General features: G+C 57.6%; 28 protein-coding genes and 1 riboswitch. Of the genes, 10 read left to right on the plus strand and 18 right to left on the minus strand.

The features are described 5' to 3' along the window. Positions 1 to 98: 98 nt before the first annotated feature. Positions 99 to 491, minus strand: coding sequence for a YbhQ family protein (locus tag EE896_RS13500; protein ID WP_003851829.1), 393 nt, complete (start codon positions 489 to 491; stop codon positions 99 to 101). A gap of 179 nt (positions 492 to 670) precedes the next feature. On the opposite strand from EE896_RS13500, the gene EE896_RS13505 reads away from it, so the two are divergent. Genes EE896_RS13505 through EE896_RS13515 form a run of 3 tightly spaced genes read left to right on the plus strand, consistent with a single transcriptional unit; the run spans position 671 to position 3641 of the window. Further along, complete coding sequence (locus tag EE896_RS13505) at positions 671 to 1432, plus strand: endonuclease/exonuclease/phosphatase family protein (protein WP_039659225.1); 762 nt, start codon at positions 671 to 673, stop codon at positions 1430 to 1432. Further along, entirely contained in the window at positions 1429 to 2673 is a 1245-nt protein-coding gene (gene clsB / locus EE896_RS13510) for a cardiolipin synthase ClsB (protein WP_003851832.1), read from the plus strand. The genes EE896_RS13505 and clsB overlap by 4 nt, the downstream gene beginning before the upstream one ends. After that, the gene (locus EE896_RS13515) at positions 2673 to 3641 is read left to right on the plus strand and encodes a lysylphosphatidylglycerol synthase domain-containing protein (RefSeq protein ID WP_140915820.1); all 969 of its coding nucleotides are present in this window, start codon (positions 2673 to 2675) and stop codon (positions 3639 to 3641) included. The genes clsB and EE896_RS13515 overlap by 1 nt, the downstream gene beginning before the upstream one ends. Before the next feature lie 46 nt (positions 3642 to 3687). Here the strand turns inward: EE896_RS13515 and EE896_RS13520 are convergent, their stop codons facing one another. Both EE896_RS13520 and EE896_RS13525 read right to left on the minus strand, forming a co-directional pair. Beyond that, positions 3688 to 4395 (minus strand): Bax inhibitor-1/YccA family protein, encoded by a 708-nt coding sequence (locus EE896_RS13520; protein ID WP_095707523.1) that lies wholly within the window; start codon positions 4393 to 4395, stop codon positions 3688 to 3690. 104 nt (positions 4396 to 4499) lie between these two features. Further along, complete coding sequence (locus EE896_RS13525; protein ID WP_140915819.1) at positions 4500 to 5594, minus strand: DUF1615 domain-containing protein; 1095 nt, start codon at positions 5592 to 5594, stop codon at positions 4500 to 4502. Positions 5595 to 5700: 106 nt separating this feature from the next. Between EE896_RS13525 and EE896_RS13530 the strand changes: the two genes are divergently transcribed. Continuing rightward, on the plus strand, positions 5701 to 6486 hold the full coding sequence (locus EE896_RS13530) for an OBAP family protein (protein WP_039659220.1): 786 nt from the start codon (positions 5701 to 5703) through the stop codon (positions 6484 to 6486). 98 nt (positions 6487 to 6584) lie between these two features. On the opposite strand, the gene moaE is transcribed toward EE896_RS13530, so the two are convergent. From moaE to moaA, 5 genes are all read right to left on the minus strand, one after another. Beyond that, positions 6585 to 7037, minus strand: a complete 453-nt coding sequence (moaE, locus tag EE896_RS13535; RefSeq protein WP_105099386.1) for a molybdopterin synthase catalytic subunit MoaE — start codon at positions 7035 to 7037, stop codon at positions 6585 to 6587. 1 nt (position 7038) lies between these two features. Beyond that, positions 7039 to 7284, minus strand: a complete 246-nt coding sequence (gene moaD / locus EE896_RS13540; protein WP_003851844.1) for a molybdopterin synthase sulfur carrier subunit — start codon at positions 7282 to 7284, stop codon at positions 7039 to 7041. Beyond that, positions 7277 to 7762, minus strand: a complete 486-nt coding sequence (gene moaC, locus EE896_RS13545; RefSeq protein ID WP_140915818.1) for a cyclic pyranopterin monophosphate synthase MoaC — start codon at positions 7760 to 7762, stop codon at positions 7277 to 7279. Before moaC ends, moaD begins: the two co-directional genes overlap by 8 nt. Positions 7763 to 7773: 11 nt before the next feature. After that, a complete protein-coding gene (moaB, locus tag EE896_RS13550; protein ID WP_008925052.1) occupies positions 7774 to 8289 on the minus strand; it encodes a molybdenum cofactor biosynthesis protein B in 516 nt (171 codons plus the stop codon). Between the two features lie 14 nt (positions 8290 to 8303). After that, positions 8304 to 9290 (minus strand): GTP 3',8-cyclase MoaA, encoded by a 987-nt coding sequence (gene moaA, locus EE896_RS13555; RefSeq protein ID WP_003851849.1) that lies wholly within the window; start codon positions 9288 to 9290, stop codon positions 8304 to 8306. After that, positions 9280 to 9413, minus strand: a riboswitch (molybdenum cofactor riboswitch). Its footprint overlaps the gene before it by 11 nt. Before the next feature lie 204 nt (positions 9414 to 9617). Here moaA and EE896_RS13560 point away from each other — a divergent pair. After that, complete coding sequence (locus EE896_RS13560) at positions 9618 to 10541, plus strand: gluconeogenesis factor YvcK family protein (RefSeq protein ID WP_003851850.1); 924 nt, start codon at positions 9618 to 9620, stop codon at positions 10539 to 10541. Here the strand turns inward: EE896_RS13560 and uvrB are convergent. Then, positions 10525 to 12546: an excinuclease ABC subunit UvrB gene (gene uvrB, locus EE896_RS13565; protein WP_140915817.1), complete on the minus strand. Its 2022-nt coding sequence runs from the start codon at positions 12544 to 12546 to the stop codon at positions 10525 to 10527. The genes EE896_RS13560 and uvrB overlap by 17 nt on opposite strands. An 893-nt stretch (positions 12547 to 13439) precedes the next feature. Between uvrB and EE896_RS13570 the strand changes: the two genes are divergently transcribed. After that, positions 13440 to 14162 (plus strand): ABC transporter ATP-binding protein, encoded by a 723-nt coding sequence (locus tag EE896_RS13570; RefSeq protein ID WP_003851859.1) that lies wholly within the window; start codon positions 13440 to 13442, stop codon positions 14160 to 14162. A gap of 3 nt (positions 14163 to 14165) precedes the next feature. Here EE896_RS13570 and bioD read toward each other — a convergent pair whose 3' ends face one another. The 4 genes from bioD to bioB are packed head-to-tail and all read right to left on the minus strand — an operon-like array spanning position 14166 to position 17755. Beyond that, complete coding sequence (bioD, locus tag EE896_RS13575) at positions 14166 to 14837, minus strand: dethiobiotin synthase (protein ID WP_140915816.1); 672 nt, start codon at positions 14835 to 14837, stop codon at positions 14166 to 14168. Continuing rightward, the gene (bioC, locus tag EE896_RS13580; RefSeq protein ID WP_003851863.1) at positions 14834 to 15589 is read right to left on the minus strand and encodes a malonyl-ACP O-methyltransferase BioC; all 756 of its coding nucleotides are present in this window, start codon (positions 15587 to 15589) and stop codon (positions 14834 to 14836) included. Before bioC ends, bioD begins: the two co-directional genes overlap by 4 nt. Further along, positions 15573 to 16724, minus strand: a complete 1152-nt coding sequence (gene bioF / locus EE896_RS13585; RefSeq protein WP_140915815.1) for an 8-amino-7-oxononanoate synthase — start codon at positions 16722 to 16724, stop codon at positions 15573 to 15575. Before bioF ends, bioC begins: the two co-directional genes overlap by 17 nt. Beyond that, the gene (gene bioB / locus EE896_RS13590) at positions 16724 to 17755 is read right to left on the minus strand and encodes a biotin synthase BioB (protein WP_003851866.1); all 1032 of its coding nucleotides are present in this window, start codon (positions 17753 to 17755) and stop codon (positions 16724 to 16726) included. Before bioB ends, bioF begins: the two co-directional genes overlap by 1 nt. An 86-nt stretch (positions 17756 to 17841) precedes the next feature. Here bioB and bioA point away from each other — a divergent pair, with 86 nt between their 5' ends. Further along, complete coding sequence (gene bioA, locus EE896_RS13595) at positions 17842 to 19146, plus strand: adenosylmethionine--8-amino-7-oxononanoate transaminase (RefSeq protein WP_140915814.1); 1305 nt, start codon at positions 17842 to 17844, stop codon at positions 19144 to 19146. A 75-nt stretch (positions 19147 to 19221) separates the two neighbouring features. Then, positions 19222 to 19698, plus strand: coding sequence for a kinase inhibitor (locus EE896_RS13600; RefSeq protein ID WP_013357177.1), 477 nt, complete (start codon positions 19222 to 19224; stop codon positions 19696 to 19698). A gap of 320 nt (positions 19699 to 20018) precedes the next feature. On the opposite strand, the gene pgl is transcribed toward EE896_RS13600, so the two are convergent. Next, positions 20019 to 21020 carry a 6-phosphogluconolactonase gene (gene pgl / locus EE896_RS13605; RefSeq protein WP_140915813.1) on the minus strand — a complete coding sequence of 334 codons (1002 nt, stop codon included), beginning with the start codon at positions 21018 to 21020 and terminating at the stop codon, positions 20019 to 20021. A gap of 155 nt (positions 21021 to 21175) precedes the next feature. Here pgl and EE896_RS13610 point away from each other — a divergent pair, with 155 nt between their 5' ends. Continuing rightward, positions 21176 to 21994, plus strand: a complete 819-nt coding sequence (locus EE896_RS13610; RefSeq protein ID WP_078804201.1) for a pyridoxal phosphatase — start codon at positions 21176 to 21178, stop codon at positions 21992 to 21994. Here EE896_RS13610 and modC read toward each other — a convergent pair whose 3' ends face one another. The 4 genes from modC to EE896_RS13630 all read right to left on the minus strand — a co-directional run bounded on the left by modC (position 21995) and on the right by EE896_RS13630 (position 24813). Continuing rightward, on the minus strand, positions 21995 to 23053 hold the full coding sequence (gene modC / locus EE896_RS13615; protein ID WP_003851877.1) for a molybdenum ABC transporter ATP-binding protein ModC: 1059 nt from the start codon (positions 23051 to 23053) through the stop codon (positions 21995 to 21997). Beyond that, positions 23053 to 23742 (minus strand): molybdate ABC transporter permease subunit, encoded by a 690-nt coding sequence (modB, locus tag EE896_RS13620; protein WP_008925044.1) that lies wholly within the window; start codon positions 23740 to 23742, stop codon positions 23053 to 23055. Before modB ends, modC begins: the two co-directional genes overlap by 1 nt. Further along, positions 23739 to 24512 (minus strand): molybdate ABC transporter substrate-binding protein, encoded by a 774-nt coding sequence (gene modA, locus EE896_RS13625; protein WP_003851881.1) that lies wholly within the window; start codon positions 24510 to 24512, stop codon positions 23739 to 23741. The genes modB and modA overlap by 4 nt, the downstream gene beginning before the upstream one ends. Positions 24513 to 24657: 145 nt before the next feature. After that, positions 24658 to 24813: an AcrZ family multidrug efflux pump-associated protein gene (locus EE896_RS13630; protein WP_008925042.1), complete on the minus strand. Its 156-nt coding sequence runs from the start codon at positions 24811 to 24813 to the stop codon at positions 24658 to 24660. 136 nt (positions 24814 to 24949) lie between these two features. Between EE896_RS13630 and modE the strand changes: the two genes are divergently transcribed. Further along, on the plus strand, positions 24950 to 25732 hold the full coding sequence (gene modE / locus EE896_RS13635) for a molybdenum-dependent transcriptional regulator (protein ID WP_140915812.1): 783 nt from the start codon (positions 24950 to 24952) through the stop codon (positions 25730 to 25732). Positions 25733 to 25758: the final 26 nt, after the last annotated feature.

Genomic DNA, 25758 nt, shown 5'->3' on the forward strand with positions numbered 1-25758 from the left:
GTGTATCAGCTTTATAGACAGTGTGCGAGATAGCTCACATTTACTGACACAACTTAACCGCCTGAAAACAGGAAGGCCACCTTCCGGTGGCCTTCAACTTAACTACGTTTGTTTTCGATTCGCCGCGGCGGCTCTTTCGCCAGCAGCGAGACCAGCGCCGGACCCAGCAACATCACTACGCCGAGACAGGCCAGCAGCAGATTGTTGTGGTAAATTCGCGACACCAGGAACAGTGTCATCATGGCAGCGCCAAAGTAGTAAGTGGTGGTCGCTTCTTCAAGATAATCGCCGAGAGTACGTAAACGTGGGATGCGCTGTGTTACCAGCATGGCAACAAAAACCAGTGCATACATCGCCACCAGCGTACTGCAGACATCAACCAGAGCCTTGTGCTTCCAGCCCCAGATCAGCGCAGCGATCACCAGTAAATGCATAGCAATATGCAATAACGTTTGACCCGTGATGATTTGAATACGATTAGACCATTTCATTCAGTTCTCCTGGCAGACCCAACAGGTCGCCCAAGTGCTACCGGCAGAAGCCGGAAACGATTTCCTCAATGTAAAACAATTTTCGGATAACGCCCTAATTATTGCCCTCTTTCACCACCCATTTGTGACAAAGACTACACTTTGATTCTGATGATGATGAAAAGGAGTGCGTCGCGAGTATGCCACAAAACACGCAAGGATTTTCAATAAAAGTCCTGACGATCAATACACACAAGGGTTTCGCCCCGTTTAATCGCCGATTCATCCTGCCCGAATTACGCGACGCCGTTCGCGCAACAGAGGCGGATGTGGTCTTTCTCCAGGAGGTAATGGGCACGCATGCTATTCATGCCCTTAATCATGAGGCGTGGCCCGATTCTCCGCATTATGAGTTTCTGGCCGACACCATATGGAACGATTTCGCCTATGGGCGAAATGCGGTCTATCCGGAGGGACATCATGGCAATGCGGTGCTGTCACGCTTCCCGATCACCGAATATGAAAACCGGGATATCTCGGTGGCAGGCAGTGAAAATCGCGGCATGCTGCATTGCCAGATTGCCCTGCCTGAACCGCACGGCACGCTGCATGTCATCTGCGTACATCTGGGTCTGAAAGAGGCGCATCGTCACGCGCAGATGAAGAAAATATGTGAAATGGTTAACTCGCTGCCGCGCGACGCACCGGTCGTCGTGGCGGGTGATTTCAACGACTGGCAGCGACGCGCTAACTCAATTTTAAAACAGGGTGCGGGTTTGAAAGAGGTATTCAGCATGAAAACCGGACGCCCGGCGCGGACCTTTCCGGCACGCTTCCCGATCCTGCGACTTGACCGCATCTATGTGCGCAACGCCACGGTCAGTCATCCGTGGGCGCTGCCACGTAAACCCTGGTCACATCTGTCGGACCATGCACCGCTGGCCGTGGAGATCCACCTATGAATTTTAGCTGGCAGGAAGGCAACCGGCTGCTGTTGCTGGAAAATGGCGAAGCGTTTTTCCCGCGCGTCTTTGGCGCGATTCAGCGGGCAGAACGCACGGTATTAATCGAAACCTTTATTCTGTTTGAGGATGAGGTAGGCAACGCTCTGCACCGTGAATTGCTGGCTGCGGCGCAGCGCGGCGTGCGGGTTGAAGTGATGGTCGATGGTTATGGCTCCGCTGAACTCTCAGATAAATTTGTGAACAGCCTGACCAGCGCGGGCGTACGTTTCATCTATTACGATCCCCGTCCGCTGGTGATGGGGATGCGCACCAACGTATTTCGCCGTCTGCACCGCAAAACCGTGGTGGTGGATGATGTCGTCGCCTTTGTGGGCGGCATCAACTTCTCGGCTGAGCACAACACCGATTATGGCCCGGAGGCGAAACAGGATTACTCAGTGCAGGTCAAAGGCCCGGTTGTGGCCGATATTGCCCGCTATCTGCAACAGGCGATTGGCAGCGAGCAGCCTACCCGCCGCTGGTGGGGCTCGCGTTCTCATCGTCCGGCAGTGAACGCTACACCTGGCGATGCCCAGGTGCTCTATGTCTATCGCGATAACGACGAGCATCGCGACGACATCGAAGTGCATTATCTTGAGATGCTGCGCGAGGCGAAGCGGGATGTCATTATTGCCAACGCCTACTTCTTTCCTGGCTACCGGCTGCTGCGTGAGATGCGTAATGCCGCACAGCGTGGCGTCCGGGTACGCCTGATCGTTCAGGGCGAGCCAGATATGCCGATAGTAAAAGTGGGTGCGGAGCTGCTCTATAACTATCTGGTCGATGGCGGCGTCGAAGTGTATGAATATATTCGTCGTCCGCTGCACGGCAAGATTGCTGTAAAAGACGATCACTGGGCCACCGTCGGCTCCAGCAATCTCGATCCGCTCAGCCTCTCTTTAAACCTGGAAGCCAACCTGATCATTCACGATCATCCCTTTAATCAGACGCTGCGTGACAACCTCGAAGCGCTGCTGGCCAACGATTGCAAGCGCGTGCAGGAGGAGCACCTGCCACCGCGAAACTGGTGGCAACTGAGTAAAAGCGTGGTGGTGTTTCACTTCCTGCGCCATTTCCCGGCCATCGCGGGCTGGCTTCCGGCGCATACGCCCTTGCTGGCTCAGGTGAGTCCGCCGGTACAACCTGAAATGGAAACGCAGGATCGCGTTGAAGCTGATAATCCGGGAGCAAAATCCTGATGGCAAAAAAACATCCACGCTGGCAACTGGCGAAAAAAATCCTCACCGTACTGTTTTTCATCGCGGTGGTGGTTTTGCTGGTGGTTTATGCCCGCAAAGTGAACTGGGAAGATGTTTATAACGTCATCGTTAATTACAACCGTTTTGTGGTGCTGACCGCCGCCGGACTGGTGGTGCTGAGTTACCTGGTGTATGGCTGCTATGACCTGATTGGCCGCGCCTACTGCGGCCACAAACTGGCGAAGCGTCAGGTGATGCTGGTGTCGTTTATCTGTTACGCCTTTAACCTGACGCTGAGTACCTGGGTGGGCGGTGTCGCCATGCGCTACCGGCTCTATTCCCGGCTGGGCCTCGACAGCGGCACCATTACCCGCATCTTCTCACTGAGTATCGCGACTAACTGGCTGGGCTATATTCTGCTGGCGGGCGTGGTGTTCAGTGCGGGCATGGTCTCGATCCCCAGCGGCTGGTTTATCGGCGAGACCACACTGCGGCTGATTGGCGGGGTTTTGCTGGTGCTGGTGGCGATTTACCTCTGGGCCTGCGCCTTCTCAAAACAGCGTCGCTGGACGATTAAAGGCCAGACGCTGCAGCTGCCTTCACTGCGCATGGCGCTGCTGCAGTTTGCGGTTTCCTGTGCCAACTGGATGGTGATGGGCGCGATTATCTGGCTGCTGCTGGGACGCGACGTGGGCTATCCGATGGTGCTGGGCGTCCTGCTGATCAGCAGTATTGCCGGGGTAATCATTCACATTCCGGCGGGTATTGGCGTTCTGGAAGCGGTTTTCCTGGCGCTGCTCAGCGGTCAGCACGCTTCGCATGGCACCATCATTGCGGCGCTGCTGGCCTATCGCGTGCTCTACTTTATCCTGCCGCTGCTGTTAGCGCTGGTGCTCTATCTGGTACTGGAGAGTCGGGCGAAGCATCTGCGTCAGAAGAACGAGCAGAAGTTACAGAAATCGTCATAAAAAAGGGGAGGCGCAACCTTCGCGCCTCTCCCTTTTACACTGAAAATCAGCGGCGGTTACCGAGGATCCGCAGCAGCATCAGGAACAGGTTAATGAAGTCGAGATAGAGCGTTAGCGCGCCCATGATCGAATAGCGACGCAGGTTTTCCGTGTCGCGGGCATCAATCTGCTCACCGATGTTTTTCAGCTTCTGCGTGTCATAAGCCGTTAATCCCACAAAGAGCACCACGCCGATATAGGTAATCGCCCACATCAGCGCCGGGCTTTTGAGCCAGAAGTTCACCAGCGACGCCAGCACAATGCCAATCAGCCCCATAAACAGCAGGCTGCCAAAACGGCTCAGATCGCGTTTGGTGGTATAGCCGTAGAAGCTCATCGCACCAAACATCCCTGCCGTGACAAAGAAGGTGCTGGCGATGGAGGAGTAGGTGTAGACCAGGAAAATACTCGCCATGGTAATGCCGGTCAGCGCCGAATAGAGCATAAACAGCCCGGTGGCTACGGCTCCGCTCAGACGATGCACCATGCCTGACAGGAAGAACACCAGCGCCAGCTGCGCGATAATCAGCCCGAAGAAGGTAATGCGATTGGCAAACACCAGCTCCATCACCGCGGGCGTACGCGCCGCAAACCAGGAGACAAATGCGGTCAGTAACAGACCACAGGTCATCCAGCCATAGACCTGCGCCATATAGGCTTGTAAACCGCGAGATGCGGGTTGAACGATGGAATCATTGCGTGGATATCGGTCCATGATGCACCTCTTGTTAGACGGATGAACAGATGCGCTCCCAACCGGGAGACATGCCAGAGGCTAAGTGTGGCACAGCTCAGCTCAACTGCGCCACAACATGCCGCTTAACGGCGCGACAGGCACTGCTGATAGCGGCTGTCAACGCGCTGCGCAAACCACGCCGTGGTCAGATTACGGGTGATTTTCGGGCTTTCCAGCTTGATGCCCGGCAGCATTTCACGCGGGAGTTTGCGACCCGCCATTTTGTCCGCCAGGGTAAAGACCTGTTTCCAGAGTTCACTGTCGCTGAACGACGCTTTTTCCCCTTTCTCCAGATCGCGGCGAATATCGCTGTTGCTCATGTCGATCTGCTTCGACAGTGTGCGCACCGCGAGTTCAGTCCCCCCTGCCGCATCCGATCCATAAAGAATCAGATCGCCATCCAGCGCCAGCTTCATGCCGGTGGCTTTTGACACTGCCGCCTGGAACGCCGCATTGCGACTGGCGTACCAGCCCGCATTGTAATCGGCAAAGCGGTAGAGCGGCTGACTGTAGTCAGCCGGGTAGCCGAGCAGATGCATAGTGCCGAAGTAGATTCCGCCGTGACGGGTAAAGACTTCGCGGCGGATGGTGCCATCGATCGGCCACGGGTAGCCTTTGGCGTGTGCTTCGGCAAACGCAATGCTGACCTGCATCGGCCCGCCGGTGTGGATTGGGTTGAGATTACCGAACAGCGTCTGGCCCATCGGCACCATGTCGATCAGGTCATCAAAGATAGCGCTGAGATCTTTTTCACTGCGCACCTTGTCCAGACGGGCCGCGTAACTTTCCCCGGTCGGCGACTTGATCAGCAGTGCGGTGCGCACCAGGAAGGCCGGCACATGCACCTGCGCCGCACGGCGGTTGATCTCGCCCCAGGCAATTTTTGGCAGGCCCGGTACGGCGGCCTCCGCGCTGAAGTTGCTCTCCTGATCCGCTACGGCGATGACTGCGCAGAGATTACTGGCGCTGGGATCGATCTGCTGCGTGCGGAAGGTGGTGTAGATGTCGTCGCTCCATGCGGCTTTATTACTGACGTGCGACGGCAGCAGTCGCTGGATCTGCGCTTTGACATCTTCGGGCTGCCGCACGGGCGCCTCAGGGGTTTTCTTGCTGCTACAACCCGCCAGCACCAGTGCGGCGACCAGTGTCAGACGTTGCAGAATCGGGGTGGATGACATGCCTGTCCTCAGAATGAACGAAAGCCCTACTCTACCATTGCCAGCGTTTCGCAGGCAGGCGAGAACTGAACTAAGGTTACCTTTTTTAACGTTAAAGGAACTTACGATGTTTAAACTCTGGCCTGTTGCGGCCTTCAGCCTGTTATTAACCGGCTGCGGCGCCAATAATACGCCTGCCCAGGTGCAGTCACCGGGCGCGCCCACCTCCTCCTCGCTTAAGGTGCTGGAGACGGGTGCCAGCGTGATGCAGTCACGTCCGCCTATCGACGCCATTAACACCTATCTCGATGGCTTCCATTTTTATAACGGCGACAGGAACGGTCAGATGGAGGCGCACCACTATGTCACCGTGCTGAACGACGATGTGATGCAGGCGGTGATTTACGACGGCAATACGCGCGACGCACGGCTGATGGGCGTGGAGTACATTATCAGCGAACGGCTGTTTAAGACCCTGCCGCCGGAAGAGAAGAAACTGTGGCACAGCCATCAGTATGAGGTGAAATCGGGCACGCTGATTGCGCCGGGCTTACCCGCCGCCGCCGACCATGCCCTGATGACACGCATCGCGAACACCTACGGAAAGACCTGGCACACCTGGCACACGGATCGTGATAAAACGCTGCCAATTGGCATTCCGGCCTTGATGATGGGCTTTACACAGGATGGTCAGATGGATTCGCGACTGCTGGCGGATCGCGATCGCCGCTTTGACGTCGACAGTAAACAGATCCGTGCCGAACGAGCGGATATCGTAGCGCATCCGGCGGCACCGGGCGCCAATGCCTGGGAAAAGGGTCAGGTTATTCAGCTGAAGCGCACCACTGGCGGTGGTGAACACAGCCACGGCCAGACCGGCTTTGGCCCGGCGGAGCAGCTAAAGCAGCCTTAAGCGACGTGATAAGCGTGTTTTCTGGCAGTGGCGTGTGGATACACAGAGGAGACTCAGCGGGCGAAAAGGGTCTGGCCCGCTGAGCCATTAACGCCGCCTTAGTCCCAGCGCTGAGCTGCCTGGTGATCGCTGTCGCGGGCGTCCACCCAGCGATCGCCCTGCTCAGTCGCTTCACGCTTCCAGAAGGGGGCGCGGGTTTTCAGGTAATCCATGATGAACTCTGCGGCAGAAAAGGCGCTGCTGCGATGCGCACTGGTCACACCCACCAGCACGATTTCATCGCCGGGAAACAGTTCGCCGACGCGATGAATCACGGTAACCCGTTGCAGTGGCCAGCGTTCGCGCGCCGCATCTACAATCTCCTGCAGCGCTTTTTCGGTCATGCCGGGATAGTGCTCCAGCGTCAACGCCGCCACGTTATCACCCAGATTGTGGTTGCGGACTTTGCCGGTAAAGGTTACCACCGCACCATCTTCATCACAGGCCGCCAGCCAGCGATACGCTTCCGCCATATCAAAGGGTGCAGGGCCAACGCGAATCTGCGTTTCCATCTCAGCCTCCGGTCACGGGCGGGAAAAAGGCGACTTCATCCCCGGCGTGCAGCGGATGCGTCATCGGCACCAGCGTCTGATTGACCGCCGCCAGCAGTTTGCCTGACTCCAGCGCCAGCGCCCAGCGATCGTTGCGGTCGGCCAGCGCACTGCGCAGCGTGGCCACATCCGGGTAATCAGCACCGACCTCAAGTGATGCCGTGCCGGTCAGCTCACGCACCTGGGCAAAAAACAGCACCTTAATCATGCGCGACCGCCTGGAAATCGCCGCTTTTACCGCCGCTCTTGCTGATTAAACGCAACTGATCGATGACGATATCTTTCTGCACCGCTTTGCACATGTCGTAGATGGTGAGGGCGGCAACCGAGGCGGCCGTCAGCGCTTCCATCTCGACGCCGGTTTTGCCGGTGAGGCGACAGAGCGTGGTAATGCGAACCCGATTATGATCCGGTTCCGCTTCCAGATTCACTTCCACTTTGCTCAGCATCAGCGGATGACAGAGCGGAATCAGCTCCCAGGTGCGTTTTGCTGCCTGAATCCCGGCGATGCGCGCCGTGGCAAAGACATCCCCTTTGTGGTGGCTGCCTTCCATAATCATCTGCAGCGTTTCAGGCTGCATCAGCACCAGCACTTCTGCCCGCGCTTGGCGCACGGTTTCAGCCTTGGCGGAGACATCCACCATGTGTGCTTCGCCCGCGGCGTTAATGTGTGTGAGTTGAGACATACTTACCGTTCTTACCGTTTCTTCAGATGTGAGACAAAATTACAGGGCGCGGTGCGCGCATCAAGCTGATCAGCAATAATCCGCTCCCAGGCAGTACGGCAGGCGCTTGTCGATCCCGGCACAGCCAGAATCAGCGTCCCATTGGCCAGACCGGCAACGGCGCGCGACTGCAATGTTGAACCGCCAATCTCTTCATAGGAGACCATCCGGAACAGTTCGCCAAAGCCGTCAATCTCGCGATCAAACAGTGGCAGCAGGGCTTCCGGGGTGCTGTTTTTCAGGTTAAAGCCGGTGCCGCCATTAATAATCACCACCTGTACATCTTCACTGGCGATCCAGCGCGACACGGTGGCGCGGATGCGATAGAGATTATCCGGCACGATGGCGTGATCAACCACCTCATGACCCGCTTCTGCTGCCGCCTCGCGCAGGTAGTCGCCGGAGGTATCGTTGCTGGCATCGCGGCGATCTGACACCGTCATCACCGCCATCTGCAATGCCTGAAATTCGCTGGCTGGTTTACCCATACTTCCTCCTGAAATTAGCCGCCAATGTAAGAGAGATTCTGTGTGATGCCGGTGTTGCCCTGATGCAGGAAGTGGGTCTGCTTTTTCTGCCCCAGGCTGCTGGCAATGCGCGCCTGCAGTTCGGCCTGCTGCTCATCGGACGCCAGCAGGTCGCGCAGCGGTACGCCGCCGTCACCAAACAGGCACAGGTGAAGATTACCGTGCGCTGAGACACGCAGACGGTTGCAGCTGGCACAGAAATCTTTGGCGTAAGGCATGATCAGGCCAATCTCGCCGACATAATCGGGATGGTAAAAGACCTGCGCCGGCCCGTCACTGCGTCCACTTTCGCGGCGCTGCCAGCCCTGGGCGATCAGTTGATCGCGGATCACCATGCCGGAAACGTGCTGATCGCGGAACAGCGTGCCGCCGTCGCCGGTTTCCATCAGTTCGATAAAGCGCAGCTGGATCGGGCGGGTGCGGATCCAGTCGAGGAACGTCGCCAGATTACGGCTGTTGAGATCGCGCATCAGCACACTATTGACTTTGACCTGGCGAAAACCGGCGTCCAGCGCGGCATCGATGCCGCTCATCACCTGATGGAATTTATCCTGACCGGTAATAGCGTGAAACTGACGGGCATCCAGACTGTCGACGCTGACGTTAAGTGCGGTTAAACCCGCATCGCGCCACTGCTTCACATCACGCGCCAGCCGGTAGCCGTTAGTGGTCACCGCGATCTGGCGGATAGAAGCGTTTTCACGGACCGCCGCAATGATGTCGGTGAAATCACGGCGCAGCGACGGCTCACCGCCGGTCAGCCGCACTTTTTCGGTGCCGGCAGCGGCGAAGGCCCGCGTGACACGGCGGATTTCATCCAGAGAGAGAAAGCTTTTGTTACGAATTCCCTGCGGTTTGTAGCCGTCAGGCAGGCAGTAGGTACAGCGGAAATTACAGACATCCGTGACCGACAGGCGCAGGTAATAGAACTTACGCGCGTATGCATCAGTAAATTGTGACACCAGAACACCTTTCCAGATTGGGAGATGCAGTCATTTCTTCCTGCACCCTGGCAGCTCGATGGCTACGGCCTGAACCCCCTATCCGCAGACTTAGGCATTCAGGCTTGAGTGTACGCTGACCCGTTGATCAGCGCGGTAAGCATGATGGTAGCGTGTATTTCGCCACTCTTCCATGTGCTCTTTTCGCTATATATTCTTATACATATCGAATTTTCACCGCATGTTAGCGACAGGATACGTTAAAATGCGATCCAGATTTTGACGCATGTCATCCGCGCGGGCTTAGCGTTTAGAGCCTCGCCACGCGAACGGATTTTAAGGAGAAGTATGAATCGCACACTGGCCGATCTTGATCGCGTTGTGGCACTGGGAGGCGGACACGGTTTAGGCCGCGTGATGTCTGCCCTTTCCCCGCTGGGCTCGCGTCTCACCGGTATCGTCACCACCACCGACAACGGCGGATCAACCGGCCGTATTCGCCGCTCCGAAGGCGGGATCGCCTGGGGCGACATGCGTAACTGCCTTAACCAGCTGATTGCGGAACCCAGCGTCGCCTCAGCGATGTTTGAGTATCGCTTTGCCGGTAACGGCGAACTGGCCGGACACAATCTCGGTAACCTTATGCTGCGGGCGCTGGATCATTTGAGTGTACGCCCGCTTGAAGCGATTAATATCATCCGCAACCTGCTGAAAGTGGATGCCTTTTTAATCCCGATGTCAGAACAGCCGGTGGATCTGGTGGCGATGGATGCCGAAGGCAATATGGTTTACGGTGAAACCGCCATTGACGAGATGAAACAGCCGCCACAGGAATTGATGCTGCATCCTAATGTCCAGCCCACGCGGGAAGCATTGCAGGCGATAGGTGACGCGGATCTGATCCTGATTGGTCCAGGCAGTTTTTACACCAGCCTGATGCCGATTCTGCTGATGGAAGAGATGGCGCAGGCATTGCGTCGCACGCCCGCCACCATGGTGTTTATCGGCAATCTGGGCCGTGAGCTCAGTCCCGCTGCCGCCAGTCTGTCTGTGGCTGATAAGCTTCAGATGATGGAGCGTTACATTGGCAAGCGAGTCATTGATGCGGTGGTGGTCGGCCCGTCAGTGGCAACAGAGGGCATTGAAAACCGTTTGATTGTCCGGGAACCGCTGGAGGCCGCCGACATCAAATATCGTCACGACCGCCAGCTATTACGGGTGGCGCTGGAACACGCCATTCAGGGCTTTGACGGCGCTACGAGGCCGCAATAAACAGCGTTCGCAGCTCATGCAGCTGATCACGCACATTTGCAGCCTTTTCGAACTCCAGGTTCTGCGCGTGCTGCTGCATCTGCCCTTCCAGCTCGTGAATCTTTTTCTGCAGAGCCTGCGGCGTTAGCAGCTTGAAATCGGCCAGTGCCTGGGCTTCGCCAGGACGTGCCGGTTTCGCTTTGCCGCGGGTTTTCACTATGTTGTTACCCAGTTCCAGAATATCGGTGATTTTCTTGTTCAGCCCCTGCGGCACAATGCCGTTTTGCTCGTTGTGCAGTTGCTGCTTCTCACGGCGACGCTCGGTCTCTTCAATGGCGCGTGCCATCGACGGCGTAATTTTATCGCCGTAAAGAATCGCCTTACCGTTGATGTTACGCGCCGCACGACCAATGGTCTGAATCAGCGATCGTTCAGAACGCAGGAAGCCCTCTTTATCCGCATCCAGAATCGCGACCAGAGAGACTTCCGGCATATCCAGCCCCTCACGCAGTAAGTTGATGCCCACCAGCACATCAAACTCCCCCAGACGTAAGTCGCGAATAATCTCCATACGCTCCACAGTGTCGATATCGGAGTGCAGATAACGCACCTTCTCGCCATGCTCCGTCAGATACTCGGTGAGATCTTCAGCCATGCGTTTGGTCAGCACCGTGACCAGCACACGTTCATTGATTGCCACGCGCTGACGGATTTCTGACAGCAAATCGTCGACCTGAGTCCCGACCGGGCGCACTTCAATGATGGGGTCCAGCAGGCCGGTAGGACGTACCACCTGATCGACCACTTCGTCGCCCGATTTTTCCAGCTCATATTTGCCCGGCGTGGCAGAAACATAGATGGTCTGCGGCGCCAGTGCTTCAAACTCTTCAAACTTCATCGGACGGTTATCCAGCGCCGACGGCAGGCGGAAGCCATACTCAACCAGCGTCTCTTTACGCGCCCGGTCACCTTTGTACATGCCGCCAATCTGCGGAATGGTGACGTGTGACTCATCCACCACCAGCAGGCCATCCGCCGGCAGATAATCAAACAGTGTCGGCGGGGCTTCGCCCGGTCCGCGTGCGGAAAGATAGCGCGAGTAGTTCTCGATGCCAGAGCAGTAGCCCAGTTCGCTCATCATCTCCAGGTCAAACTGGGTACGCTGGGTAATGCGCTGCTCTTCCAGCAACTTATTATTCTCAAGCAGCACCCGGCGGCGGTCCGCCAGCTCGACTTTGATATCTTCCATTGCCTGCAGAATGCGCTCGCGTGGCGTGACATAGTGCGTCTTTGGGTAAATGGTAAAACGCGGCACGACCGAATCGATCTGACCGGTCAGCGGGTCAAACAGCGACAGACGCTCCACCTCTTCATCAAACAGTTCAACGCGCAGCGCAATATCGTCCGACTCTGCCGGGAAGATATCGATCACTTCGCCACGCACGCGGAAGGTGCCGCGCTGGAACGCCTGGTCGTTACGTGTGTATTGCAATTCTGACAGGCGGCGCAGGATGCTACGCTGATCGATAATCATGCCGCGGGTCAGGTGCAGCATCATTTTCAGATAGAGATCGGGATCGCCCAGACCATAGATCGCCGAAACCGACGCCACCACGATAACATCGCGCCGCTCCAGCAGCGCCTTGGTGGCCGAGAGACGCATCTGCTCAATGTGTTCGTTAACCGATGCATCTTTTTCAATAAAAGTGTCCGAGCTCGGTACATAGGCTTCAGGCTGGTAATAATCGTAGTAAGAGACGAAAAACTCGACGGCGTTATCCGGGAAAAACTCTTTCATCTCGCCGTAGAGCTGGGCGGCCAGCGTCTTGTTCGGTGCCAGCACCATCGTCGGGCGGTTGAGGTCGGCAATGACGTTGGCGACGGTAAAGGTTTTACCGGAGCCGGTTACGCCTAGTAAGGTCTGATGGGCCAGTCCATCCTCCAGCCCCTCTTCCAGGCGACGGATCGCCTCAGGCTGATCGCCCGAAGGTTTGAAAGCGGAATTCAATTTAAAGGCTTTGGTCATGAATGCAGTTCCTGCTGGAGAAGTCGGCGGGCAGGCACTTATTTTACTCTGCTATGGTGATTTTGCCAGAAAATAATACTGGATATAAAAACAGTAATGATGCATTGTTAACGTCAGCACAATGAGACTTTTTGAACCGGCGACGTCGTAGCGATAGCACAAAGTCTGTTGCGCAATGTTATCCCCAGACCCGGATCAGATTTAACATTTGTCAATAGAGCGTCACAAAATTACAGTTCGGTTACCTGACAGATAATTCGCAGGCTTGTTTTTTGATAACCTACTGATTTAATTTACTTTAGGCCACAAGGCCAGATTCTCGTCATAATGTTACCAGGCCGCGTATTTCCTCGCTTCCAACTGGTTTTCATTACCTAATGCACAAGGTTATCCACAGGAATGGTGGATAAGTGATGGCAGCCCCGCCGCCATCAGCTGTGTATAATTTTTCCCTGCTCCTTCATCGCCTCGAAAAATAATTTTTTTTGCGTTAAATTTCGCGTCAGCCGCTGACGGAATATTCTGCATTTTTCATCGTCCACCTGATGTATCACGCAAATTTTCATCAATCCACTAAGATTCTTAATCAGACTTATTGCCTCTTAACACACCGTCTGCACCAGAAACAGCGCCCCGAGGCACTGCAAAAGTGCAGCGGCGTGACTACCGTGGGGAATTGATAAGTTTTTCTCAACTTTCATCCCTTAAACATGGCATCCCGGCCGGAATCAGGACCGTTTTTAGATCTGGCCTGAGAATTGCAGGAATGACTGGCGTCAACGCGCTTCACGCGCACTGTGCTGCAATAGCGAGACAGCTGTTGCTGATGACTTGTTTGCCAGACGACAGAGAGCGGATGCAATCAGGCTAATGATCGGGAAGGAGAGTGTCAGATGCTGAGTCTACGTTCGGTCAATCAATTTTACGGTCAGAACCATATTCTGTGGGATGTGGATCTGGATCTGGCACCTGGCACCTGCACGGGCGTTCTGGGTCGTCAAGGCATGGGGAAAACCACGCTGGTCAACTGCATCATGGGCAGACTGCCGATTAACAGCGGCTCTATCTCCTGGAAAGAGGATGGCTCACCGCCGGAAGATCTGCTGCTGCAGCCCGCTGAACAGCGGGCACAGATGGGCATTGGCTATGTGCCACAGGGCCGCCATATTTTTACGCAGATGAGCGTGGAAGATAACCTGCTGATTGCCCTGCTGGCGGGGGCCAGCCAGCGTGATCGCCATCGCGCCATTCCCGAAATGGTATTTGATTTGTTTCCGGCGCTTTATTCACTGCGACAGCAGCGCAGCGGCGATCTGCCGATCGATCAACAGCAACAGCTGGCCCTGGCGCGCGCACTGGTGCTGCAGCCCAAATTGCTGATTCTGGATGAGCCGACTGACGGGATGTCGCCGTGGCTGGAAGAGGAGATGGGCAACCTGATTCGTCGTCTTAATCTCGACTACGGGCTGACCATCCTGCTCCTTGAACAGCGACTGTCGCTGATCCGTCGCGTGGCAGACTATTTTCTGCTGCTGCACCGCGGTCGCAATGTGGCGCAGGGCAGCATGGAACAGCTGGATGACCACACCGTCGATAAGTGGCTGACGGTGGCCTGAGGCTTACGCCGGAAGCGTCAGGTAGTGACCACATGACGCCTGCTGCGCCGCATCGGTAAGATACGGAATTGTGCCCAGACAGGGCGCAGGCAGTCGGTTTTTCAGGCTGGTGAGATACTCGGGATAGCGTTTGCCAGGCGGTTCCACGGTGTTGGCGATCCATCCCACCAGCGGCAGGCCACGCGCCCGCACCGCCTCTGCGGTGAGCATCGCGTGGTTGATGCAGCCGAGCTTAATTCCCACCACCAGAATCACGGGCAGCTTTTCCCTGACTACCCAGTCTGCGTAGGTGTGTGTCTCTGACAGCGGCGTGTACCAGCCGCCCGCGCCCTCCACCAGAATCCAGTCCGCCAGTGGCTCCAGCGCCGCCAGACCGGCTGACAGGGCCAGATGGGTAATCGGTCTGCCCTCTTCAGCGCTGACGATGTGCGGCGAGGTGGGTTCCATAAACGCCAGCGGATTCACCTGCTGATAGGTTAACGGCACACTGCTGAATCGCTGCAACGCCAGCGCATCGCTGTTGCGGTTCCCCTCTGGTGTCATCTCACAGCCCGACGCAACCGGCTTATAGCCCGCACAGCGAAAGCCTGCTGTGGCAGCGGCCTGCAACAGTGCGCCGCTGGCGACAGTTTTACCGACTTCAGTGTCGGTGCCGGTAATAAAAAACCGTTTCATGAAAGCGTGACTCCATAAATTAAATGGTAACTCAGGCGATAACCGTGCCGATCGCGCGGCCAGTGCGCCTCTAACTGGTTAAGCCGTCGCCGGGTAAGTATCTGCCCGTCGCGGCCCTGATGCAGATGGGTTGCCCCAATCCCCTTCAGGGATCGCATGGCGCTGAGCGCATCGGGGAAATGCAGCGTCACCTCCTCTGAGCTGCAACGCAGTTGCTCTGCCTGGCAGGCCGCTGCAATCTGCGGCTCGCTAAGAAAGCGGTTGGCGTGCGGCAACGCATCCAGATGAGACCAGGCTTCATGAACCTCCTGCAGCGAACCGTCGCCCAGCGTGGAAAACAGCAGCGTGCCATTGGGTCGCAGCACCCGCCGGAACTGGCGCAGCGCCCCGGGCAAATCTTCACTCCACTGCACCGCCAGGTTGCTCCATACCAGGTCGATGCTGTTATCCGCCAGCGGCAGCGCGTCGATGTCGCCCGCCAGATAGCAGTGCGCCGCGTCGTTATCCCGCGCCTGTTGCAGCATCTGTGGCGAGAGATCCAGTGCCGTCACCTGTTTGCCGCGTTCGCGCCACAGCCTGCTGTACCAGCCGGTGCCACATCCGGCATCCAGCAGTTGAACCCCGCTGTGAGCCGGTGCGAGAGCCAGCAGCGCATCGCCGCTAAGGCGTTGCAGCGCCGCATGGGCATCGTAATGGCTGGCCGCCCGGCCAAAAGCGCGTGCAACCGCCTGCTTATCAATCCGCAGCGTCATGCAGCACCTCCAGTAACCGATCGATATCGTCCGGGCGATGTGCCGCCGTCAGGGTAATGCGCAGCCGTGCCGTTCCCGGCGGCACGGTGGGCGGCCGGATGGCGCTGACCCAGCAGCCCGCTTCAGCCAGACGCTGAGAGAGCGCCATCGCATCGCTATTTTCACCCACCAGCAGCGGCTGGATCGCACTCTCTGAGTTCATCAGTTGCCACGGCAGTGAGGCTGCGCCGCGCCTGAAATGCCGGATGTTCTGCTGCAGCTGCTGGCGCAATGCATCGCCCTGCTGAATGACCTGCAGCGCCGCCTGCAGTGCAACAGCCTGCGCGGCGGGCATCGCGGTGGAGTAGATCAGATGCCGGCTGAACTGCAGGAAATAGTCGGCAGTCTCCGCATCACAGAGCAGCGCGGCACCGCTGACGCCAAAGGCTTTGCCAAAAGTGACCACCAGCAGTTCCGGTTTAACGCCCTGCTGCCAGCAGCTGCCACGCCCCTGCTCACCCACCACGCCGATGCCGTGCGCATCATCCACCAGCAGCCAGCCCTCAGCCTGGCGCGTCTGTTGCGCCAGTGCAGCCAGCGGCGCGCTGTCACCATCCATGCTGAAAATGCCCTCGGTCACAACCAGCGTTTCCCCCTCGCAGGGTAATGCGAGCCGCGCCGCCAGACTCTCAGGTGCGTTGTGACTGAAACGACGCAGCTGCGCCGGGCTGTGGCTGGCAGCGTCGAGCAGCGAGGCATGGCTGAGCTTATCGGCCAGGATACGATCGTTTTTCTCACCCAGCAGATGAATCACCGCCTGATTGGCGGCAAAGCCAGAGATGAACAGCAGCGCACAGTCATAGCCGAGCCAGTCGGCCAGTTGCGCCTCAAGATCGGCGTGCTGACGGTGATAACCGGTGACATGCCCTGAAGCGCCCGCCCCCGCACCGGCCAGCGCCGCACCCTGTTGCCAGCCGGCTATCACCGCCGGATGGCGGGTTAAGCCGAGATAGTCATTGCTTGAGAAGTGAAGATAGTTGCGACCACCGCTCTGCAGTGTGCGGGTCGATTGCTCATCGATAACCCGACGCTGCCGCCAGCCATCAGCCGCACGGCGCTGCGCCAGCCCCTGCCGGAGTCGTTGCTGCCAGCTCATTACAGCGCCGCGTTGTAAAACTGTTCAGTGTCGGCATGGAACAGCTGCTCGCTGAGTTGCTGCTCCTGCTGCTGATCGCCATGCTGGGTGTGAGTATGTTCCGGGTTCAGCCCCAGTTTGCGGAACAGCACGCGGTCTTTATCCTCTTCCGGATTCGGTGTGGTCAGCAGTTTGCAGCCGTAGAAAATCGAGTTCGCCCCGGCCATAAAGCACATCGCCTGGGTCTGCTCGCTCATCTGCTCGCGGCCCGCGGAGAGACGCACATGCGAGGTCGGCATCATGATCCGCGCCACCGCGATGGTGCGGATAAAATCGAACGGTTCGACGTCATCATTATCCGCCAGCGGTGTACCTTTCACTTTCACCAGCATGTTGATCGGCACGCTCTCCGGCGGTGTCGGCAGGTTGGCTAACTGCACCAGCAAACCGGCACGGTCGTTCACAGTTTCGCCCAGGCCAACGATGCCGCCCGAACAGACTTTGATCCCGGCGTCACGCACTTTACCCAGCGTATCCAGACGTTCCTGATAGCTGCGGGTGGTGATAATGGATCCATAGAATTCCGGCGAGGTGTCGAGGTTATGGTTGTAGTAATCGAGGCCCGCGCCCGCCAGGCGCTGCGCCTGGTCGTCGCTGAGCGTGCCCAGCGTCATACAGGTTTCCATCCCCATCGCCTTCACGCCTTCGACCATCTTTTCCAGGTAAGGCATATCGCGCTCGTGCGGGTTTTTCCACGCGGCTCCCATGCAGAAACGGGTTGAACCCGCGGCTTTGGCCTGACGCGCGGAGGTCAGCACCTCTTCCACTTCCATCAGACGCTCCGACTCCAGGCCGGTCTTGTAGCGCGCGCTCTGAGGGCAGTATTTGCAATCTTCCGGACAGGCACCGGTTTTAATCGACAGCAGGGTACTGACCTGCACCTGGCGCGGGTCGAAGTGCTGACGATGCACCTGTTGCGCCTGAAACATCAGTTCGAGAAAAGGTTGATCAAACAGCGCTTGCGCCTGTGCAATTGTCCAGCGTTGAGCCATTACTTACTCCAGAAAAGGGTGTCATCCCGACGAAAAGCAGGGGTATACTTGTAAACTATATTTTTTTATTTTGGTTTACAACTCCGATGACTACCCCTGTTTTTTCCTCAGATGATGCCCGTTTTGACCGCCAGCATATCTGGCATCCCTACACCTCAATGCAGGATCCACTGCCCTGCTATCCGGTTGTTACCGCGCAGGGTTTTCAGCTGCAACTGGCCGATGGCCGTGAGCTGGTAGATGGGATGTCATCATGGTGGGCGGCGATCCACGGCTATAACCATCCCCGCCTGAACCGGGCGCTGACGGAGCAGGTCACACAGATGTCGCACGTGATGTTTGGCGGCATTACCCACCCGGCGGCGGTGGCGCTCTGCCGTCAGCTGGTGGCGATAACGCCTGAGCCGCTGGAGTGCGTTTTCCTGGCCGATTCCGGCTCGGTGGCGGTGGAAGTGTCGATGAAGATGGCGCTGCAGTACTGGCTGGGTCGGGGCGAAACCCGCCAGCAGTTCCTGACGCTGAAACGCGGCTATCACGGCGATACCTTTGCCGCGATGTCGGTGTGCGATCCTGAGAACTCAATGCACAGCCTGTGGCGCGGCTATCTGCCGGAGCATCACTTTGCGGCGGCTCCCGCCTGCGGCTTTGATGATGAGTGGGACGAGCGCGATTTCGATGATTTCGCCCGTCTGATTGAACAGCATCACCGGCAGCTGGCGGCGGTGATTCTGGAGCCAATAGTACAGGGTGCGGGCGGCATGCGTTTCTACCATCCACGCTATCTGCAGCAGGTGCGGGAAGCCTGCGATCGCTATGGCGTGCTGCTGATCGCCGATGAGATCGCAACCGGCTTTGGCCGCACCGGCAAACTCTTCGCCTGTGAACACGCGGACATCACGCCGGATATACTCTGCGTCGGTAAAGCGCTGACCGGCGGCATGATGACGCTGGCGGCGACGCTGACCACCCGTGACGTGGCCGACACCATCAGTCGCAGCGCGGCAGGCTGTTTCATGCATGGCCCGACCTTTATGGGCAACCCGCTGGCCTGCGCGGTCGCGGCAGAAAGCCTGACCATGCTGGCGGAAGGAGACTGGCAGCATAAGGTGGCCGCCATCGAACAGCAGCTGCGCGCTGAGTTGCTGCCGCTACGCAACTCACCGCAGGTGGCTGATGTGCGCGTGCTGGGCGCAATTGGCGTGGTGGAAACGCATCTGGCGGTCAACATGGCGGCGCTGCAGCAGTTCTTTGTTGAACAGGGCGTCTGGATCCGGCCATTTGGTCGTCTGATCTACCTGATGCCGCCCTACATCATCACGCCACAGGCACTGAGTCAGCTGGTGCAGGCGATAGGCGGCGCGCTGGAACATTCGCAACATTTTGCTGCCTGAAGCGGGCTGACCGCTGGCACTGGTGGCGCTTTTGGTTATGATGAAAGGCTATTCATCGACAATTGAGGAGATGTGATGCGCGTTTTTAGTCAGGATTTTAATGACGGCGAGAAGATGCCTGAAAAGCATGTTTTCAACGGCATGGGTTATCAGGGCGAGAATATCTCTCCCCATCTTGCCTGGGAAGCGGCGCCGGAAGGCACCAAAAGTTTCGTGGTGACCTGCTACGATCCTGATGCGCCGACCGGTTCAGGCTGGTGGCATTGGGTGGTGGCGAATATTCCGGCCAGCACCACGTCACTGCCACAGGGTGCCGGTTCTGGCAAAGCGTCACTGCCAGCAGGCGCAATTCAGACCCGTACCGATTTCGGTCAGGCGGGCTACGGTGGCGCGGCGCCGCCGCAGGGTGAAACCCATCGCTACATTTTCACCGTACATGCGCTGGATGTGGAGACGATTGAGGTGGATGAAGGCGCCAGCGGCGCAATGGTCGGCTTTAATGTGCATTTCCACGCACTGGCGAGCGCCTCGCTGACCGTGAATTATCAGTAATTCAGTAAGACTGACCACTGACAAGCCTAAAGCTGAATGATCTGGCAGCAACGCGTTAGCTTAAATTGCAGGGAACAGGGTCAGAGGAGGAAAGCGTCCCGTGCCAGGGACAAAAACGCCGGGAGCGTTTTTGAACAACGCAACGCGTTGGCCCGGCAACGGGCGCACCTCAGGGATGAGGTGCGTAATTGCGCGGGTCGAGCATGCCATGGATGGCGGCTTTTGCGTCTTTCCGATCTGACCCTGTTCCCTGTGTCTGCAGGATCTCACAGCTGGCAGCCACGCCTCTCCCGCCCGGGAGAGGCATTTTTCGTGGTGCGTTACGCCTGCAACTGATGAATCACGACCCACATCGGGCCCTGCCCTACTGCATAACGTCCCAGCGGCTGTAACAGCCCTTTTGGTTCGCTAATCGCATAGACTTCGATGTGATGCGATTTCTGTCCCGCTGCCACCAGATAGCGTCCGCTGTGATCGATATTGAATCCGCGCGGCTGTGTTTCTGTCGGCTGGAACCCTTCCAGGGTCAGCTCGTCACCCAGCTCGCTGACGCTGAACACCGCCAGAGTGCTGCTGGTGCGATCGCAGGCGTAGAGGAAACGGCCATCCGGCGTCAGGTGAATATCCGCAGCCCAGCGCGTACCGTTGAAATCCGGTGGCATCATATCCAGCGTCTGCACGCTTTCTGCTTCACCTTCACCCGTATTTAATGCCCAGACCTCAACCGTGCTGTCGAGCTCATTTACGCAATAAGCGAACTGACCGCCCGGATGGAACTGCATGTGACGCGGGCCTGCACCTTCTACTGTCGTGACCTGCGCCTGCTTACGCGGCGTCAGCTGACCGTCAGCGCCCAGCGAGAACAGACAGATACGATCCTGCTTCAGTGCCGGTACATACAGGGTCTTATTGTCAGTGTCGATATTGGCCGAATGGCAGCCATCCAGACCGTTGATCACCTGCAGCGGAGCCTGCGGAATGCCGTCATCGCCAATCGGGCTGACGCTGACGCAGGCATCATTGTAGGAGCAGCAGAACAGGAACCGGCCCTCACGATCGGTGGAAATGTGGGTCGGACTGCCGGGCAACGGTGCCTGACCCGCTTCGGTCAGCGTGCCATCAGCGGCAATCTTAAACGCCAGCACGCGAAAATTGGGACGCACGCCGACATAGAGAAAATCGCGTTTCGGACTCACCACCATCGGCTGAACCTGGCCGGCGACATCGGTCACCTGAAGCAACGTCAGCGCACCCTCATCATTCATCTGCCAGACGTGAATCTGCTGGCTCTCGGGACTGGCGGTGTAAACAACCTGTTTCATGCATTCTCCTTTTTTGCTGCCTTGTCATGATCTTTGAATCACTGTAGCGCGTTTTATTGCCCTACGCTGGAATCATTTGTGCCCTGTTTTTTGTCTCCGGGCCGTGGTCAGGTGTAGACTTCAGCCCCTGCAAACCTGGAAAAACGTGAGGATTAATGAGCTACCGTGTAATTGCCCTCGACCTCGACGGCACGCTGCTGACCCCAGCCAAGACGATTCTGCCGCAGTCAATCGATGTGTTAAACCAGGCCCGACAGGCGGGCGTTCATGTCGCTATCGTCACCGGACGCCATCACTGCGCTATTCATCCTTTTTATCAGGCGTTACAGCTGGATACCCCCGCAATCTGCTGTAATGGTACCTACCTGTATGATTACCAGGCGAAAAAGGTGCTGGCGTCCGATCCTATGGACCCGCAACTGGCGTTACGGGTCATTGAGATGCTGGATCAGCAGCGTATTCACGGGTTGCTCTACGTGGATGATGCAATGCTCTATCAGACGCCGACCGGTCACGTGATGCGCACCCTGAAGTGGGCCGAATCACTGCCTGCTCATCAGCGTCCGCTGTTCATTCAGGTGCCAGACTTAGCACAGGCGGCGCGTGACGCCGGTTCAATCTGGAAGTTTGCCCTGTCGCACGACAATCATGAGGAACTGCAGCAGTTCGCCACCCGTGCTGAAGCGGAGCTGGGTCTGGCCTGCGAATGGTCATGGCACGATCAGGTGGATATCGCCAAAGGCGGCAATAGCAAAGGCAAACGGCTGGCGCAGTGGGTTGAATCACTGGGGCTGGACATGTCTGATGTGATCGCATTCGGGGATAACTACAACGATCTCAGCATGCTGGAAACGGCCGGGCTGGGTGTGGCGATGGGCAATGCCGACGACGCGATCAAAGCGCGGGCGAAGCGGGTGATCGGCACCAACCTTGAAACCGGTATTGCCGATACCCTCCGTCAGTACGTGTTGTAATCAGGGCGTCACGGAGACGCTTTTGATCTGGGCATAGAGCCACTGATCCGGCCGGATGCCCAGTTCATCACGCGCCCACGGCGTAATGCGCGCCCAGAGCTCGCTGATACCAATACGCAGCTTCACTTCCACCTGATCGCCGACCTCCAGCAGTTCTACCACCTGCGCCGGTAAAATGTTGCGGATGGAGCTGTGTTGCGGCGGTTGCAGCGCCAGCGAGACATCAGAAGAGGCGATGCGAATACGCAGTGGCGTTTTCACCGGCTGATTCACCCGGCTGACCCAGATATGCTGGTCGCCCAGCGACAGCGCGGTCATTGGATAGTCGGGATGCTGCTCAAGCACCAGCACCCGCAGTACGCTGGTCAGTTCGCTTACTGGCAGCCACGGCCGCATCGCGCTGCTGCTCCAGACCCGCTCAAGCGGACCAAAGGCCTTGACCTTGCCCGCATCCAGCACCAGCACGTTATCCGCCAGATGCAGGATCTCATCCAGACTGTGAGAAACGTAAAGCATCGGAATATCGACCTGTTTCGCCAGTTTTTGCAGATACGGCATCAGTTCACGTTTGCGCGGCAGATCCAGCGACGCCAGCGGCTCATCCAGCAGCAGCATGTCCGGTGCGGTCAACAGCGCACGGCCTATCGCGACCCGCTGCTTTTCCCCGCCAGACAGCGACAGCGGAAAGCGCGGCAGCAACGCCTCCAGACCCAGCAGCGACACCAGGCTGTCGAACTGCGCTTTCATTGCCGGCGCCATACCGTATTGCAGGTTGCCACGAACCCGATAGTGCGGGAACAGCCGCGCATCCTGAAACACGTAACCGATGCGTCGTTTTTCAGGCGGCAGCGCAATTTTCTGCTCCGCATCAAACAGCAGACGCTCGTTAAGCTGGATCCGCCCGCGCTGCGGCTGGGTCAGCCCGCTAATCGCGTTAATCAGGGACGTCTTACCGGCACCGGAAACACCAAAAATAGCGGTGATCCCTTTGGCCGGGATCTGCAGGTCAACCTCCAGCTGGTGATCGCCCTGCTGCTGCATAAAGTTAAGTGATAGCATCAGCTTCCCATCCGCTTACGGCCTGCGCGAGCCAGCCATTCCGACGCCAGCAGTGACGCCAGCGCCAGCACGATAGCGATAACGCACAGGCGCGCCGCCGCGCCCTCTGCACCGGGAGTCTCTATCAGGGTAAACATCGCCAGCGGAAGCGTGCGCGTCTCGCCGGGAATATTGGAAACAAAGGTGATGGTGGCCCCGAATTCACCCAGCGAACGGGCAAACGCCAGCACCGTGCCGACAATAACGCCAGGCAGCGTCAGCGGCAGCGTGATAGTGAAAAAGACCCGCCAGCGCCCGGCACCCAGCGTGCGGGCCGCCTGCTCCAGCCGGATATCCACCGCCTCCAGCGCCAGCCGGATGGCACGCACCATCAACGGAAAGGCGATGACGGCAGACGCCAGTGCGGCGCCACGCCAGCTGAAAGCAAAGCTGAAACCGAACCAGTCAAAAAGCTTTTCGCCAATGATGCCGCGCCGGCCCAGGCTAATCAGCAGCAGATAACCCACCACCACCGGCGGCAGCACCAGCGGCAGGTGGATCAGGCTGTCGAGCAGCGCTTTGCCGGGAAAACGGCAGCGCACCAGAATCCAGGCCATCAGGATGCCAAACGGCAGACTGCCCAGCACGGCTATGCCAGAGACTTTAAGGCTAAGCAGTACCGCCTGCCATTCGGGATCGCTGAGTATCATTTCGTCGGTGTGAATCCGTAGTGTTTGAAGATAGCCGCGGCCTGCGGTCCTTTCAGATAATCATAAAACGCTTTAACAGTCGCATTGTCGTGCTCGTTCACGATCGCCATCGGATATTCCACCGGTTTATGGCTCTTTGCCGGAAAACGCCCGACCACCTGCACGTTGTCGCTGGCAACAGCGTCCGAGCCATAGACAATGCCATAAGGTGTTTCGTTTCGCTCCACCAGCGCCAGTGCCGCACGCACATTATTGGCTGGCGCTAACACAGGCGCAACGCTTTCCCAGGCGCCCAGCTTTTGCAGCGCCTCTTTGGCGTAGATGCCGGCCGGAACATGGTCCGGATCGCCAACCGCCAGACGTTCACCGTGCAGCAGTGTTTTCCAGTCGGTCTTTGCGTCCAGCGTCACCGCTTTAGCTGGCGCACTGCGTGGTGCAATCAGCACCAGATCGTTGCCCAGCAGCGTGTAGCGAGTGCGGGTGATCACGCTTTTTTTCGCCACCGCATCATCCATCCACTGCTGATCGGCAGAGATAAACAGGTCGGCAGGGGCACCCTGCTCCAGCTGGCGCGCCAGCGTTGACGATGAGGCGAATGAAGAGACCACCGTCACCCCTTTTTCCTGCTTGTATTGACTGGCAATATCCTGCATCGCGTTGGTCAGTGACGCTGCGGCAAACACGGTAATGTTATCGGCGGCCACAGCCTGCCCGGCCAGCGAAACAGTGATCAGCGCCGCTGCGCCCCAGCGAGTGTAATTCAATGACATGATGTTCTCCGGCTATACGTTGTGTAGTGGATAATATAACGCAATGACCGGGAGGTTCAGTAAATTATCGGCAGGAGGAACAAAAGGTTAAATCAGAGAGGAATAATAACGACCACGCCCGCGACGATGGCGGGCGTGGCAGCAATTAATTGTGCGAACGGGCTGAGGATTTTTCGCGATGACCAATTTTAGAAATGACGTTAAACACTTCACCCAGGCCATAAATCATACCCAGCATCAGCGCCATCACCACAGGCACCATCAGGACGGCGAAGGCGAGGCTTTTCAGTAATTCCAGCATGGAGAGTCTCACTCTGCTAACAAAAAAGTGATTGTAACGGGTCAGGAAAATTTTGCGCAGCCCTTTTCGTGCTTTTACTTTGGTCACAAAACGCCGCTATCATCGGCCTTCGCCTTAACCCTTTGCCGGAGCTGTCATGGAAGCCGAACTGTCCCTTCATATCCGTTTACAACAGAAACTGTTTGCCGATCCCCGGCGTATTGAGCTGCTGAAACGCGTGCAACAGACCGGATCGATCAGTCAGGGGGCGAAGCTGGCGGGCATCAGCTACAAAAGTGCCTGGGATGCGATCAATGAGATGAACCAGATGGCGGATGAAACGCTGGTGGCGCGGGCAACGGGCGGTAAAGGCGGCGGCGGTGCCACGCTGACCCGCTACGGTGAACGCCTGATACAGCTGTTTCAGCTGATGGAAAAGATTCAGCAGAAAGCGTTCGATGCCCTGCAGCAGGATACGCTGCCGCTCGACAGTCTGCTGGCGGCCATCGCCCGCTTCTCTCTGCAGACCAGCGCCCGCAATCAACTGTTTGGCACCGTGATCAGCAACGATGCGCAGCAGGTGGTTCAGCATCTTATGATTCAGCTTGCTGATGGCGTCACACAGCTCAATGTGGCGCTGACCCAGCGCAGCGCCGATCGTCTGCAACTGGCGGCAGGTAAAGAGGTGCTGGTACTGATTAAAGCCCCGTGGATCCGTATCAGCCGTGACGCCGCGGAAGAAGATAATCAGCTTCCAGCCACCGTCAGTGCCATCGAGCCCGGTGAGCAGATGAGCGAAGTGCTGATGCAGCTCGCCAGCGGCGAAACCCTGTGCGCCACCCTGAGTCACGATCAGCTGCAGCAGTTGAAGCTTCAGCCAGGCGACGCTGTGATTGCCAGCTTTAACGCGGAAAATGCCATTGTCGCTACCCTGCTCTAGCCGTTGATTTGACTTCATTACGGGCA

It is taken from the genome of Pantoea eucalypti (assembly GCF_009646115.1).
Classification (GTDB): domain Bacteria; phylum Pseudomonadota; class Gammaproteobacteria; order Enterobacterales; family Enterobacteriaceae; genus Pantoea; species Pantoea eucalypti.